Here is a 13352-nt window from a genome sequence, read left to right as displayed (position 1 = left end):
CTGTCGGTCGGGCATGTGCCGTACCGGCGTGTTCGCTGTCCGGCGGTCGGACGCAGTGAATACCGCTCGACGGGCCCGAAAGTTGCGGTGAACAGCAGTAAAGAATTGGCAATGCATCGCATTATCCGCTTCGGGGCAAAACGGGCAATTCTCGGGTGTTGAATTGCCTTTGAGGAAACGTATTTTCGCCCTGCCTGCTGGGGAGTGCCATGATCGGTCGATATCGCCCTCGATCATCACCCCGCGTCAGCGAAGCGTTCCGCGTACACCTCTGACGGGTGATGCGCCGCACTATTGCGCGAGCGTGATCCGTACCTCGGAACCGGAATTCTCCCGGGACTCCCGCCAGCCCTTGTCGGATTTCGCGGCCGACCACACGAGGTCCCGGTACGCGACGCGTTCGATGCGCAACCCGGCCGAGTGGGCCACCGCCCAGTGCGCCAGCTCCCAGCCCCGGCGCCGCGGGTCGCCCCCGGCCTCGACCCGCACCGGCAGCACGATCTCCGCCTTCGACGAGCCCTCCGGCACCCCCTTGCCGGAGCCTCCGCCCGGCAACACGCCCGCGCCGAATTCCCGCTCCAGCTCGGCCCGCACCCGGACCGGATCGCCGGGCGTCCCGTCATCCGGCGGCCCCGGACAGGTGAACGCTCCCGGCGTCCGCCCGGTGAGCACATCGGTGAGGACCACCGCTTCCGTCTCGTGCTTCGCGTACGCCTGCGGAAAACCGCTGCGCTGTACGCGCTGCGCGGCGACGGTCAGCGGCAGCCGCGAATACCCGGGAACCTTGACCAACTGGTCGTAGAACGCGCCTGCGGAATACACGGGATCGAGAATCTGCTTTTCCGAGCCCCAGCCCTGAGAGGGGCGTTGCTGGAAGAGTCCCAGCGAATCCCGGTCGCCGCGCTGGATGTTGCGCAGCCCCGACTCCTGCAGCGCGGTGGCCAACGCGATGGTCACCGCCCGCTCCGGCAGCCCGCGCGCGGCGGCCACCGCCTCGATCGTCGCGGCGTTCACCGCCTGCTCGGGATCGATCGCGACGGTCTCGCCCTCGGTGCGCGCGACGCAGCGCGGCGGACCCGAGCCGCCCGACAGCAGGTGCGCCACCAGGTAGCCGGCCAGCGCCAGCAGCACGGCACAGGCCACCCCGGCGCGCAGCAGCCGGGCGCGGCTGGTGAGGATGGCAGGGGGCACGCGGCACACGTTACTGGAGTGGCGAGCGACCCCGACCGCCCAGGCACCGACGGGCTAGGGTCGCAGCCATGGAGCATCCCGAACGCGACGCCGCCGACCCCACCCCCGACGCCACCGCCGAGCCGGGCTCCGGGCCCACCGCCCACCCGCCGCTCGACCTCGGCGTGGACGCCGCCGAGCTGACCGCCCGGCTCGTCGACTTCCCCTCCGTCAGCGGACAGGAGGGCCCGCTGGCCGACGCCATCGAGCAGGCCCTGCGCGCCCTGCCGCACCTCACCGTCGACCGGCACGGGAACAACGTCGTCGCCCGCACCCGGCTGGGCCGCGCCGAGCGCGTCATCCTGGCCGGGCACATCGACACCGTGCCGATCGCCGACAACGTCCCCTCCCGGCTCGACGAGAACGGGGTGCTCTGGGGATGCGGCACCAGCGACATGAAGTCGGGCGTCGCCGTACAGCTGCGCATCGCCGCCACCGTGCCCGCGCCCAACCGCGACCTGACCTTCGTCTTCTATGACAACGAAGAGGTCGCCGCGCACCTCAACGGGCTGGGCCACGTGGCCGAGGCCCACCCCGACTGGCTGACCGGCGACTTCGCGGTGCTCCTGGAGCCCTCCGATGCCCAGGTCGAGGGCGGCTGTCAGGGCACCCTGCGGGTGCTGCTGCGCACGGCGGGCGAGCGGGCCCACTCCGCGCGCGGCTGGATGGGCTCCAACGCCATCCACTCCGCCGCCCCCATCCTGGCCCGACTCGCCTCCTACGAGCCGCGCCGGGTGCTCATCGACGGCCTGGAGTACCGCGAGGGGCTCAACGCCGTGCACATCGAGGGCGGGGTGGCCGGCAACGTCATCCCGGACGCCTGCACGGTGACGGTCAACTTCCGCTACGCCCCCGACCGGAGCGCGGAGGAGGCGATCGCCCATGTGCGCGAGGTCTTCGCGGACTGCCCGATCACCGAGTTCGTCGTGGACGACCACTCCGGCGCCGCCCTGCCGGGCCTCGGCCACCCGGCCGCGGTCGACTTCATGGCCGCGGTGGGCGGCACCGCGCGGCCCAAGTTCGGCTGGACCGACGTCTCCCGCTTCGGTGACCTCGGCGTGCCCGCGGTCAACTACGGCCCCGGCGACCCGCTCTACGCCCACAAGCGCGACGAGCACGTCGTGGCCGAGCGCATCCTCCACTGCGAAGAGCGGCTACGGGCCTGGCTGTCGGCGTAGCCGGCGCGGGCGACGCCCGCGCGCCCGGACCCGCCCCGGCCGCGATGTGAAGGGGCGTCGGCCGAAGGGTCTCGTAAGGAGGCGGCCCGGGAGAATTCCCTTGTCCTTCATCGACGGGGGCCTACGCTGAACCAAAGATCCTCCCCGTCCGCGGACGGGGAGGAGCGAGCGGAGGGAGCACCCCATGGGCAACGCCGAGGACGAGCGGACGCTGCACGAGCAGCGGCTGGGCCCGATCGTGCGCCGTCGGGACCAGGTGCAGCCGGGCACGACCGACCAGCATCTGCTGGACACCCAGCCGACCACCAACTGGGTGCACGAGGACCCGTTCCGGGTGCTGCGCATCCAGTCGGAGTTCGTGGAGGGCTTCGGGGCGCTCGCCGAACTGGGCCGCGCCATCAGCGTGTTCGGATCCGCCCGCACTCCCAGGGACGCGCCCGAGTACCAGGCCGGGGTGCGCATCGGGCGGGCGCTGGCCGAGGCCGGCTTCGCGGTGATCACCGGCGGCGGCCCCGGCGCCATGGAGGCTGCCAACAAGGGTGCCTGCGAGGCGGGCGGCGTCTCCGTCGGCCTCGGCATCGAGCTCCCCTTCGAGCAGGGCCTCAACCCGTACGTCGACATCGGCGTCAACTTCCGCTACTTCTTCGTCCGCAAGACGATGTTCGTGAAGTACGCCCAGGGCTTCGTCGTGCTCCCCGGCGGGCTGGGCACCCTCGACGAGCTCTTCGAGGCGCTCACCCTCGTGCAGACCAAGAAGGTCACCCGCTTCCCGATCGTCCTCTTCGGCAGCGACTACTGGCAGGGCCTGGTGGACTGGCTGCGGGGCACCCTGGTGGCCGAGGGCAAGGCGTCCACGGCGGACCTGGAGCTCTTCCACATCACCGACGACGTGGAGGAGGCGGTGGCGCTGATGACGAAGGAGATCGGCATCTGAGGCGTCGGACGGTGGGTGCCCGGGGCGACGTGCCCCGGACGCCGGCCGTCCGCTGTGGCGGCGCCCGTCACGCCAGCCCGCGGCGGGCGACCGCCGGCGGGCGGTGGCCCGCGATGGCGGAGACCATGTCCAGCACCTGCCGCGTCTCGGCCACCTCGTGCACGCGGTACACGCGGGCGCCCAACCAGGCCGACACCGCGGTCGTCGCCAGGGTACCCAGCAGCCGCTCCTTGACCGGCCGGTCGAGGCTCTCGCCGACGAAGTCCTTGTTGGACAGCGACACCAGCACCGGCCAGCCGGTCGCCGCCATCTCGTCCAGCCGTCGGGTCGCCTCCAGGGAGTGGCGGGTGTTCTTCCCGAAGTCGTGGCCCGGGTCGATCAGGATCGCGTCCCGGCGGACCCCGAGCGCCGCGGCGCGCTCCGCCAGCCCGACCGTGACCTTCAGGATGTCCGCCATGACGTCGTCGTACGTGGTCCGGTGCGGCCGGGTGCGCGGCTCCACCCCGCCCGCGTGGGTGCACACCAGTCCGACGTCGTAGCGCGCCGCGACCTCCGCCAGCTTGGGGTCCACTCCGCCCCAGGCGTCGTTGAGCAGGTCCGCGCCCGCCTCGCAGACCGCCTCGCCGACCTCGTGCCGCCAGGTGTCGACGCTGATCACCACGTCCGGGTGGCGTCGGCGCACCTCGGCGACGAAGCCGACCGTCCGGCGCGCCTCCTCCGCGGCGCTCACCTCCTCGCCGGGGCCGGCCTTCACGCCTCCGATGTCGATGATCGCGGCTCCCTCCGCCACCGCCCGCTCGACCCGGGCGAGGGCCGGCTCGTCCTGGAAGGTGGCGCCCTGGTCGTAGAAGGAATCCGGCGTCCGGTTCACGATCGCCATGATCACCTGATCGTGCTCGCCGAACTCACGCCGTCCCAGCCGCAGCATCCGTCGTACTCCTCGTCCTCGATCCGCAAGCGACCTTAGCCGCCTTGGACCCGCCCGACGGCCGGGGCGCTCGGTGCCGTCGTCGGCACTGTCGGCGCGGCATGGCACGATCGGTGCAGACGTGAGGCGTCGGGTGATGTCGGGGAGTGGTGGTCGTGTTCTGGTTCTTGCTCATCGCGCTGGTCGCGGTGGTCGGCGCGGTCACGCTCGTCGTGGTCGGCGGGGGCGAGCGCGCGGCGCTGGCCGACGCCCCGCCGGACCGGCTCGACGTCCCGCTGCCCTACGACCGCCCGCTGGGCCGTGCCGACGTCGAGGCGCTGCGGCTGCCGATGACCGTGCGGGGCTACCGCATGGCCGACGTGGACGACGTCCTCGGCAGGCTGGGCGCGGAGCTCGCCGAGCGCGACGCCCGGATCGCCGAGCTGGAGATGGCGCTGGCGGGAGCGCGGGCGCTGCGCGAGTCCGGGGAGCCGACCGAGCCCCGCGACGCCGCCGAGGGAAGTGACCGGAGCGAGGGGGAGGACGCATGAGCGACGGCAAGGGCGTGGTCGCCGGACCGGACGGGCTGGCGCGCTGCCCGTGGGGCCTGGAGGGCGACTCCATGGCGGACTACCGCACGTACCACGACACCGAGTGGGGCCGGCCGGTCCACGGCGACGACGCCCTCTACGAGCGGATCTGCCTGGAGGCGTTCCAGTCCGGCCTGTCCTGGCTGACCATCCTGCGACGCCGCGAGGGCTTTCGCGCGGCCTTCGCGGGCTTCGAGATCGCCAAGGTCGCGGCCTTCGCGGACGAGGACGCGGAGCGGCTGCTCGCCGACCCGGGCATCATCCGCAACCGCGCCAAGATCGCGGCGGCGATAGCCAACGCCCGCGCGGCGGCCGAACTGGCGCCGGGTGAGCTGGACGCGTTGATCTGGTCCCACGCCCCGGAACCGGACGGCCGCCCCGTCCCACGCACCTCCGCGGACGTCCCGGCCATCACGCCGGAGTCCACCGCCCTGGCCCGCGCGCTCAAGGCCCACGGCTTCCGTTTCATCGGCCCCACCACCGCCTACGCCCTGATGCAGGCCTGCGGCCTGGTCAACGACCACCTGGCCGACTGCCACACCCGCGCGTAGCCGCGGCCGGCTCCCTCGTCCGGGGAGGGCCGCCGCACTACGGGACCTGCCGTACGGAGGGTGCGCGGGGGCGCACCCTCATCCCGCCTCCGGAGCGGGTCAGCGGCCGAGGAACCGCGGCGTCTCCTTCTTGACGAACGCCTCGACAGCGATCCGGTGGTCCTCCGATGCCCCCGCGCGGACCTGGAGTTCGTCCTCCTTGGCGAGGGAGTCGAGCAGCCCGTGGGCGGCCGAGTAGGCGAGGGACTCCTTGATGGCGGCGTAGGCGCCGGTGGGGCCCTCGGCCAGTCGGCGGGCGACGGCCTGGGCCTCCGCGGCCAGCTCGGCGGCGGGGACGACCCGGGCGGCGATGCCGAGGTCGAGGGCCTCCTGGGCGCTGATGCCGCGGGGGAAGAGCAGCAGATCGGCGGCGCGGGCGGGGCCGACCAGCCGTTGCAGGGTCCAGGACACCCCGGAGTCGGCGGTGAGCGCGACGCCCGCGAAGGAGGTGTTGAAGGAGGCGGTGTCGGCGACCAGGCGGTAGTCCGCGGCGAAGGCGAAGCCCGCCCCGGCGCCCGCCGCCACTCCGTTGACGGCCGCGACGACGGGCTTGGGCATGGTCGCGATCGCCGTGACGATCGGGTTGTAGTGCTCCCGTACGGTCCGCATGGTGCGGCCCTCGCCGCCGCGCTCGCGGTCCTCGGCCAGCAGCCCGATGTGCTCCTTGAGGTCCTGGCCGACGCAGAACGCACGGCCGGTGGCGGTGAGCAGCACCGCCCGCACCGCCGGGTCCTCGGCCGCCTGTCGCAGGGTGTCCCGCAGCGCCTCCTTCACCTCGGTGTTCAGCGCGTTCATGGCGTCGGGACGGTTCAGCGTGATCGTCGCGAGTCCGTCGGTCAGCTCGTAGAGCACGGTGTCGGCCATGGCGGGTCCCTCTCCGTCGGTGAGCACGGTGGCGCTGCGGGTCAGCGCTCAGCATGCCGGAGATCACTCACGGCTACAGGTGACCCGACATGTGACCTGCGTCAAAGAACCGACCCGTCGTTCGGGCCCGGCGAACTCGGATGATCACCCTCCGCTCCCCGAATTGGGTGGTTTTGCCAGAACGCGTCGTTCAGGGGTTGCCGCTCGATGTTGGTCATTGGGTCGCGCCATGCGGGATAATGACGGGGAGCAATGTGTTCGATGCCGGTGACACCTGGGTTGTCGGCTGCGATGAGCTGGTTTCAGGAAGGGGAACGAGCATGGCGGCCATGAAGCCGCGGACGGGCGATGGCCCGCTCGAGGTGACCAAGGAGGGGCGGGGCATCGTCATGCGCGTTCCGCTCGAAGGCGGCGGTCGACTCGTCGTCGAGCTGACACCGCAGGAAGCCGAAGAGCTCGGTGAGGCCCTGAAGAAGGTCGTCGGCTGACACAGCCTGGCCCGCCACCTCCACCGCGAGTTCTGCCCCGGCAGCCGGTCCGTACGCGACGTACGCGACGCCCCGGCCGCCGGGGCAGCGGTGTGTCGAGACCCGCCAGAGCGCGCCCACCCACGCGATCAACCACCGCCGACCCGGAGCCGCGCGACCGGCATGGCCGGCGTCCGGCACAGCGGTCGGAACGGCGCCCTTCAGGGGCGCGGGGAACCGCGCGACCAGCCACCGATGGCCTGCGGCCGGCAGCGCGCGGTCGGCGCGACCGGAATGGCCGGGGCCGGCACAGCGGTCGGAACGGCGCTCTTTAGGGGCGCGGGGAACCGCGCGACCAGCCACCGATGGCCTGCGGCCGGCAGCGCGCGGTCGGCGCGACCGGAATGGCCGGGGCCGGCACAGCGGTCGGAACGGCGCCCTTCAGGGGCGCGGGGAACTGCGCGACCAGCCACCGCCGACCCGCGGCCGGCATTGCGCTGGTCCGCGCGATCGGCATGGCCGGCGTCCGACATCGCAGCGGCGGGATGGCGCCCTTTAGGGGCGCGGGGAACTGCGCGACCAGCCACCGCCGACCCGCGGCCGGCAGTGCGCAGGTCCGCGCGATCGGTATGGCCGGCGTCCGACATCGCAGCGGCGGGATGGCGCCCTTTAGGGGCGCGGGGAACTGCGCGATCAACCACCGCTGACCCGCGGCCGGCAGTGCGCAGGTCCGCGGGACCGGTATGGCCGGCGCCGACATCGCAGCGGCGGGATGGCGCCCTTTAGGGGCGCGGGGAACTGCGCGACCAGCCACCGCTGACCCGCGGCCGGCAGTGCGCAGGTCCGCGGGACCGGTATGGCCGGCGCCGACATCGCAGCGGCGGGATGGCGCCCTTTAGGGGCGCGGGGAACCGCGCGATCAACCACCGCCGACCCGCAGCCGGCAGTGCGCGCCCGCCCAAACCGACACAGGCAGCCCACGCGCCCGCCCAACCGTCATAGGCAGCCCACGTCCCGGACAGGCCGGCGAAGCCGGCACCCGCTCAGCCGCGCTTGACCGCGCACAGCAGGCCGTCGCCCACCGGTAGCAGCGACGACTGGAGGACCGTGGACTCCCGTACGGTGCGTAGCAGCTCGCGTACCCGCAGCACCTCGGCCGGCTGCACCGCGGAGTCCACCGTGCGCCCGTCCGCGAAGACCCCCTCGAAGCAGACCAGTCCGCCCGGCCGCAGCAAGCGCAACGATTCGGCGAGATAGTCCAGGCTCTCCAGCGGGTCGCCATCGCAGAAGACCAGGTCGTAGCCACCGTCGGCGAGGCGCGGCAGCACCTCCAGGGCCCGGCCGGGGATGAAACGGGCGCGGTTGCCGGCGAAGCCGGCCGCGCGGAACGCCTGGCGGGCGAACTGCTGCCGCTCCGGCTCGCTGTCCACCGTCGTCAGCACGCCGTCCGGCCGCATCCCGTGCAGCAGGTGGATGCCGGAGACTCCGGTCCCGGTGCCGATTTCGGCGACGGCCTTGGCGTCGGCGGCCGCGGCGAGCAGCCGCAGCGCAGCGCCGGTGCCGGACGACACCGAGCGCAGCCCGGCCTCGCGGGCCCGGTCACGGGCCCAGCGCAGGGCTGCGTCCTCGGCGACGAACGCATCGGCGAACGCCCAGCTCGTCTGCCGGTTGCCGGTAATGGCCCTCTCCTGTCCCCGTAGTTGACGCACCCGTGACTGTATCCGCTGAACGCGGGAACCCGCAGATGGGACCGGGCGTTGTACCGGGGGTGGGAGCGGTGCCGAGAGGCGCCGTGCGGCGCGGCCGCGCGGCAGGCCGTTCCTGGCGAAGGCCAAGACCAAATGCAGGTCAAAAATGCTTATCCGGAGCTAACGGGCGAGGTGGATATGGTAGGGGCTCTACTGGACACCACCAGAGCCGACAGGGGAGGTGCGGCTGCGGCCGGTGACCGGAGAGTGCTGTGGCGCTTTCGCGGGTCGGCGGTCGAGCCGAAATCCGTGACCGACAACGCTGACCGTTCCCGTTCCGCCGACTCCGCCACCACCGCGACCTTCGCCAGCGATGCGGACGCCCCGGCGTGGACCCCTCCCACCTGGGAGGAGATCGTCAGCATGCACAGTGCACGGGTCTACCGCCTCGCCTACCGCCTGACCGGCAACCAGCACGACGCCGAGGACCTCACCCAGGAGGTCTTCGTCCGCGTCTTCCGCTCGCTGTCGACCTACACGCCCGGCACCTTCGAGGGCTGGCTGCACCGCATCACCACCAACCTCTTCCTGGACATGGTCCGTCGCCGTCAGCGCATCCGCTTCGACGCGCTCGGTGAGGACGCGGCCGAGCGGCTCCCCAGCCGCGAGCCCTCTCCCCAGCAGCACTTCAACGACACCCACTTCGACGCCGACATCCAGCAGGCGCTGGACACCCTGGCTCCGGAGTTCCGGGCGGCCGTCGTGCTGTGCGACATCGAAGGGCTGTCGTACGAGGAGATCGCCGCCACGCTCGGTGTGAAGCTCGGCACCGTGCGCAGCCGGATCCACCGCGGCCGCTCGCACCTGCGCAAGGCGCTGAAGCACCGCTCTCCCGTGGCCCGCGCCGAGCAGCGCGCGGCCGTGGCCGTCGCGCCCGGGGCCGGTGGCTTCGGGCTCAGCGGGGAGGTCGGAATCGCGTGACCCGATCAGGCGGTCAGTCCCCCGCCGAGCAGCATCTCGGCGACCGCCTCGCGGCTCTGGTCGACGGCGAGTTGGGGCATGATGCGCGCGAGCGGGTGCTCGCGCATCTTGCGACGTGTTACCGGTGCAAGGCGGAGGCCGACGCACAGCGGCAGTTGAAGAGCATCTTCGCGCGGTCGGCGCCACCGCCGCCCTCGGAAGGGCTGCTGGCCCGGCTGCAGGCGCTGCCTGCCGGTGGGCTCGCCGACGGCCGAGGGCCGGGCGAGGGCGGAGCGGACGGGCCGGGCGGGTCGGACGGCCCGTTCGGCGGTTCCGGGGGCTTCGGCGTGCGTGACGAGCCCTTCGCCTATCTGCCGGCCGCCGCGCCCACCGCGCGGCACGGTGGCTTCCGTATCCATGAGGTCGGGCGCTCGTCCGCGCGTGGCCGCCGCTTCGCCTTCGCGGCGGCGGGCGCGGTCTCGCTGGCCGCGTTCGCGCTGAGCAGCGCGCTGCCGGTGGACGCCCCGGCACCCTCCCGCGGCCGTGCGGGGGGCTCGGACCGCTCGGTGTCCCCGGCCGACGTGGCCGCGCCGGCCGCCGACGCCCGGCAGCGGGGCTCCCGCCCCGGGGTGTTCACCAGCACCGCCGGTGGGGTCGTCTCGCCCGCCCACCCGCCGTACAACGTCTCCCGGCTGCCGGCCAGCGGCGCCCTGCCGCCGGTGGTTCAGCCGGTGCTGTCGGCCAGCCAGCAGCTGCGTCCCGGCGGCAGTGCCGAGCCCGCCGCACCGCGCCAGCAGGCCGGCCCGTCCGCGGCCACCCCGCGGGCCTCGGAGGCCGTCGGGGCCACCGCGGGCTCCGAGTAGCGCTGGTCCCCGTCCGCCGGCGCGGTCGGGGACACTGCGCAAGCCCCGCGAGACCTGGTTGAATCGCTTCGGGGCAGCGCCATCGACCCGTAGCGGGCACGCAAGGCATGTCCCGAGCTGTGCAGTCCGCGCCGCGTCGCGGAAGACTCTGGGGAGATCATGGACGAGGGGAAGGCCCCCGGGCCCAAGCCGAAGTGGTGGAGCCGCCCGAGCGCCGGTCGGCCCGCCGCGCCGTCATCGGACCACGTGCCGCGTTCGGCCCCCGGAGGCCCGTCGCAGCCGCCTACCGCCCCCGAGGCCCAGGACGCCGGCGTACGGCCCGTGACCGGGGCCTTCGAGGGCACGCCGGCCGGCGACACGCTCCCGTCGACCGCCGCACCCGAGAGCGACGTCTCCGGGGCGCGCCCCGTCGAGCGGACGACGGACGCCGTGGAGGCCGCGGAGGCCGCACCGGAGGACGCCGTGCCGGACACCGCCGCGTCCGGGACGACCGTCTCCATGGACGCCGTGCCGACTGACTCCCTGCCGACCGAGTCCGTGCCGGCCGACTTCTCGGCGACCGACTCGGTGGCGACTGACTCCGTGGCGACCGCGCCTGCGTCGACCGAGCCCGTGCGGGCCGAGGCCGAGGCCGCCGCTCACGAGGCCCCGGCCGCCGACGCCGTCCCGTCCGCCCCGGCGGAGCCGCGGGCCCAGCGGCCCAAGCCGCTGCACGCCCCGGATCCCTACGGGACCCCGCCGTACGGGGACCCGGGGCCGTGGGCGCCCGCGCCGCCCGTGCAGCGGCCGAGTGTGACGCCGGCGCACGGCACCCAGCTCCCGCCGGGTGCGCACCAGGCGCCCGCGCCCGCCCCGCACCCGGGGATGACGCCGCCGCACGGCACGCAGCTGCCGCCGCCCGCCCCGGTGCTGCACCAGCCGCAGCCGGCGCCGCACGCGGGCATGACCCCGGCGCACGGCACCCAGCTCCCGCCGCCGGCCCCGGCCCCGGTCCCCGTTCCGGCTCCGCTTCCGGCTCCGGGGGTCGTCGACCCGGTGGCGCCGACGGCGGCGCAGTCGCGCTGGATGAGCTACGACCCGTGGAGCGCGCCGCGGATGGCGGCGCCCGCCGGACCGGCCGAGGGCGCCGGCCGGCCCCGCCGCCGTGGCCTGCTCGTCACCGGGGCGCTGCTGATCGCCCTGGTCGCGGGCGGCGTCGGCGGTGGCATCGGCGCCTACATGGAGCGCAACGGCGGCATCAGCGGCGACGGTGTGGAGCTGTCCCAGCCGCCGGCCGAGAAGGGCCCGCGCGACCCGGAGAGCGTGGCCGGGATCGCCGCCAGCGCGCTGCCGGGCGTGGTCACCATCCACGTGGGCGGCGGCTCCGAGGAGGCCACCGGCACCGGCTTCGTCCTCGACGCCAAGGGCCACATCCTCACCAACAACCACGTGGTGGAGGGGGCCCGCTCGAACGGCGACATATCGGTCACGTTCAACGGGGGCGAGGTCGCCCGCGCGAGCATCGTCGGCGGGGACGGCGGCTACGACCTGGCGGTGATCAAGGTCGACGGCGTCTCCGGGCTGCGGCCGCTGCCGCTGGGCAACTCGGACTCGGTGCGGGTCGGCGACCCGGTCGTCGCCATCGGCGCCCCGTACAACCTGGCGGGCACCGTCACCGCGGGCATCATCAGCGCGCGGGAGCGGCCGATCACCGCCGGCGGCGAGAAGGCGGACGGCAGCGACGTCAGCTACGTCGACGCGCTGCAGACCGACGCCCCGATCAACCCGGGCAACTCCGGCGGGCCGCTGATGGACTCCAAGGCGCGCGTGATCGGCATCAACAGCGCCATCCGCGCGGCCGACGACGGCGGCGGGCTGGGCGGCGGCCAGGGCGGCTCCATCGGACTGGGCTTCGCGATCCCCATCAACCAGGGCAAGCGGGTCGCGGAGGAGCTGATCAACACCGGCCGGGCCACCCATCCCGTGATCGGTGTCACGCTCGACACCGGCTATGCCGGCGACGGCGCACGGGTCGAGACCAAGACCGACGGCGGCGAGCCCGTGAAGCCGGGCGGACCCGCGGACCGGGCCGGGGTGCGACCGGGCGATGTGATCACCGAGGTGGACGGGGTGCGGGTGCACAGCGGGCGGGAGCTGATCGTCAAGATCCGCGGTCACCGGCCCGGTGACCGACTGGAGCTGACGCTGGAGCGGGACGGCCGGGAACGGACGGTCTCCCTCACCCTCGGCACGGCCGGCGGCTGAGTCGCCCGTCGCCCGCGCGGGCCCCGGCGGTCCGCGCGGGCCCCCGGCGGTCCGGACGGCTGCGGCCCGCAGGACCGGGCTCCGGACACCCGGTGTTGGCCCGGGCGTCTCCCGGGAGGCACACAGAGACAGGTACCGTGTTCATTGGCCTGGATCCGCGGCCACAGACGTATCAAGGAGCTGCAAGGTGTTCTTCGACATAGGACCCCTAGAGCTGATCGCGCTCATCATCCTTGCGGTGCTCGTCTTCGGCCCGGACAAGCTTCCGAAGGTGATCCAGGACGTCGCCGGGTTCATCCGCAAGGTGCGGGAGTTCTCCGACAACGCCAAGCAGGACATCCGCTCGGAGCTCGGACCCGAGTTCAAGGACTTCGAGTTCGAGGACCTGAACCCCAAGACGTTCGCGCGCAAGCACCTCCTCGACAAGGACGAGCTGGGCCTGAAGGAGATCCGCAACGGCTTCGACCTCCGCAAGGAGATGGCCGAGGTCGCCGACGCGGTGAACGGCCGGGAGGGCGACCGGGCGAGTGGCCCGGCCCTCCCCGCGCCCGCCTCGGGAACGAGCTCCTCCAACGGCTCCGACCTGCTGCGCAAGCGGGACTCCGGCGGCGCGGTCGAGCGGCCGCCGTTCGACTCAGACGCCACATGAGCCCCTGGCCTGCCGGGCGTGGTTGACCCGTATGGCTATCCTCCCTTTGTCCGGGGTGAGAGGTCGCCCGAGGGGGGCGGGCCGCCCACGAGACAGGGCAGCAAGGAGGCTCCGCGCAGATGGAGACGAGTCGGTCAGGGGTACAAGAGGCGGTGACCGGTGCACCGGGCGCGGCGGCCACGCAGGTC

The 13352-nt window shown here is 73.6% G+C and carries 13 protein-coding genes; 9 read left to right on the top strand and 4 right to left on the bottom strand.

Going from position 1 to position 13352, the window contains the following annotated elements:
* Window positions 1–291: 291 nt before the first annotated feature.
* Window positions 292–1200: a hypothetical protein gene (locus LRS74_RS11320; RefSeq protein WP_277740889.1), complete on the bottom strand. Its 909-nt coding sequence runs from the start codon at window positions 1198–1200 to the stop codon at window positions 292–294.
* 59 nt (window positions 1201–1259) lie between these two features.
* Between LRS74_RS11320 and dapE the strand changes: the two genes are divergently transcribed.
* Window positions 1260–2408: a succinyl-diaminopimelate desuccinylase gene (dapE, locus tag LRS74_RS11315; RefSeq protein ID WP_277740888.1), complete on the top strand. Its 1149-nt coding sequence runs from the start codon at window positions 1260–1262 to the stop codon at window positions 2406–2408.
* A gap of 184 nt (window positions 2409–2592) precedes the next feature.
* The gene (locus tag LRS74_RS11310) at window positions 2593–3342 is read left to right on the top strand and encodes a TIGR00730 family Rossman fold protein (RefSeq protein WP_277740887.1); all 750 of its coding nucleotides are present in this window, start codon (window positions 2593–2595) and stop codon (window positions 3340–3342) included.
* A 67-nt stretch (window positions 3343–3409) separates the two neighbouring features.
* Here LRS74_RS11310 and folP read toward each other — a convergent pair whose 3' ends face one another.
* Complete coding sequence (gene folP / locus LRS74_RS11305; protein ID WP_277740886.1) at window positions 3410–4270, bottom strand: dihydropteroate synthase; 861 nt, start codon at window positions 4268–4270, stop codon at window positions 3410–3412.
* A gap of 155 nt (window positions 4271–4425) precedes the next feature.
* On the opposite strand from folP, the gene LRS74_RS11300 reads away from it, so the two are divergent.
* Entirely contained in the window at window positions 4426–4800 is a 375-nt protein-coding gene (locus LRS74_RS11300; RefSeq protein ID WP_277740885.1) for a DivIVA domain-containing protein, read from the top strand.
* Window positions 4797–5390, top strand: a complete 594-nt coding sequence (locus LRS74_RS11295) for a DNA-3-methyladenine glycosylase I (protein WP_277740884.1) — start codon at window positions 4797–4799, stop codon at window positions 5388–5390. Before LRS74_RS11300 ends, LRS74_RS11295 begins: the two co-directional genes overlap by 4 nt.
* 99 nt (window positions 5391–5489) lie before the next feature.
* Here LRS74_RS11295 and LRS74_RS11290 read toward each other — a convergent pair whose 3' ends face one another.
* Window positions 5490–6293 carry an enoyl-CoA hydratase-related protein gene (locus tag LRS74_RS11290; protein ID WP_277740883.1) on the bottom strand — a complete coding sequence of 268 codons (804 nt, stop codon included), beginning with the start codon at window positions 6291–6293 and terminating at the stop codon, window positions 5490–5492.
* A 320-nt stretch (window positions 6294–6613) separates the two neighbouring features.
* Here LRS74_RS11290 and LRS74_RS11285 point away from each other — a divergent pair, with 320 nt between their 5' ends.
* On the top strand, window positions 6614–6781 hold the full coding sequence (locus tag LRS74_RS11285) for a DUF3117 domain-containing protein (RefSeq protein ID WP_086831452.1): 168 nt from the start codon (window positions 6614–6616) through the stop codon (window positions 6779–6781).
* Between the two features lie 1022 nt (window positions 6782–7803).
* On the opposite strand, the gene LRS74_RS11280 is transcribed toward LRS74_RS11285, so the two are convergent.
* The gene (locus LRS74_RS11280; RefSeq protein ID WP_144381364.1) at window positions 7804–8469 is read right to left on the bottom strand and encodes an O-methyltransferase; all 666 of its coding nucleotides are present in this window, start codon (window positions 8467–8469) and stop codon (window positions 7804–7806) included.
* A gap of 177 nt (window positions 8470–8646) precedes the next feature.
* On the opposite strand from LRS74_RS11280, the gene sigE reads away from it, so the two are divergent.
* The 4 genes from sigE (at window position 8647) to LRS74_RS11260 (ending at window position 13164) form a co-directional block, all read left to right on the top strand.
* Window positions 8647–9429 (top strand): RNA polymerase sigma factor SigE, encoded by a 783-nt coding sequence (gene sigE / locus LRS74_RS11275; protein WP_144381365.1) that lies wholly within the window; start codon window positions 8647–8649, stop codon window positions 9427–9429.
* A gap of 155 nt (window positions 9430–9584) precedes the next feature.
* On the top strand, window positions 9585–10271 hold the full coding sequence (locus LRS74_RS33605; protein ID WP_347178122.1) for a hypothetical protein: 687 nt from the start codon (window positions 9585–9587) through the stop codon (window positions 10269–10271).
* A 159-nt stretch (window positions 10272–10430) separates the two neighbouring features.
* Window positions 10431–12515 carry a trypsin-like peptidase domain-containing protein gene (locus LRS74_RS11265; protein WP_277740882.1) on the top strand — a complete coding sequence of 695 codons (2085 nt, stop codon included), beginning with the start codon at window positions 10431–10433 and terminating at the stop codon, window positions 12513–12515.
* A 187-nt stretch (window positions 12516–12702) separates the two neighbouring features.
* Window positions 12703–13164, top strand: coding sequence for a sec-independent translocase (locus tag LRS74_RS11260; RefSeq protein ID WP_277740881.1), 462 nt, complete (start codon window positions 12703–12705; stop codon window positions 13162–13164).
* The last annotated feature ends 188 nt before the right edge of the window (window positions 13165–13352 follow it).

It is taken from the genome of Streptomyces sp. LX-29, from assembly GCF_029541745.1.
Classification (GTDB): domain Bacteria; phylum Actinomycetota; class Actinomycetes; order Streptomycetales; family Streptomycetaceae; genus Streptomyces.
The sequence above is the reverse complement of the archived record's forward strand: the minus strand, read 5'-3'. Positions and strand labels throughout refer to the sequence as shown.